1 protein-coding gene is annotated in these 766 nt (G+C 64.5%); it reads right to left on the reverse strand.

Annotated elements, in window-relative coordinates; all coding sequences use genetic code 11:
* Positions 1-766 (reverse strand): hypothetical protein (locus tag EOD15_RS36125; protein ID WP_185929179.1); only part of this gene is annotated, 766 nt, incomplete at both ends.

Raw genomic sequence — 766 nt, forward strand, 5'->3', positions numbered from 1 at the left:
CCGCCACACGCCGAAACGCCGTTGCTGCCGTGCGTCTCCATACCTTCCGGCACCAGCATCGGCCCGATGTAATGCGCATAGCTCCGCTCGGCCGCGCTGTTGACCGCGGAGTAGGCCATCCAGTTGCCGCCAGCCTTGAATTGGACCTCCCAATCCGGCTCGTCGGACATGATTTCGATGACGGCATCTTGCCCGCCATCGTGCAAAAACACTTCGAGCAACCAGTACCGAGCCGCGCAATGCGGGCATCGGCCGACCATCACCATGCTCGCGCTTGCGCATCCGGCGAAATTCAACGGCGCGCCCGGGAGGCAGTCACCATCCTCGGTGTAATACGAGCCCGGCACGCCGGGCGTGCAACCTGTCGCTGTCCAGGTCATCAACAGACCGCTGCAGCGGGGGCACCGCGTTTCCATCCTGTCCAGCGGCTCCAGCTTCGGCGCTGGCGCGTCCGAGACGATGAACAACCCGGCAGCTTCGCCGGCGTCGATCACGTCGGCCGCGCTTAGATCCTGAATGTTCTTACGCTGGCCAAGAGCAATGGCGTGGATTGCCCGTGCCTCGAATTCCAGCTGCGCGATGCGCACATGCGCCTGCCGCAGGCGGGCTTGTGCATCAGCACGCGGCGCGTCATTCACCAGCAGACTGCTGGTGGCTCCAACCTGCTCTTTCAGGCCGCCAAGCGCGTCCTCGAGCTTCGCGGCCGTTGTCGCATGTGGCCATGCGGTCGCGCTTGCGCGCGTGGTTTCCTGCGTTGTCATACGTC

This window comes from Mesorhizobium sp. M7A.T.Ca.US.000.02.2.1 (assembly GCF_003996995.1).
Lineage (GTDB): Bacteria > Pseudomonadota > Alphaproteobacteria > Rhizobiales > Rhizobiaceae > Mesorhizobium.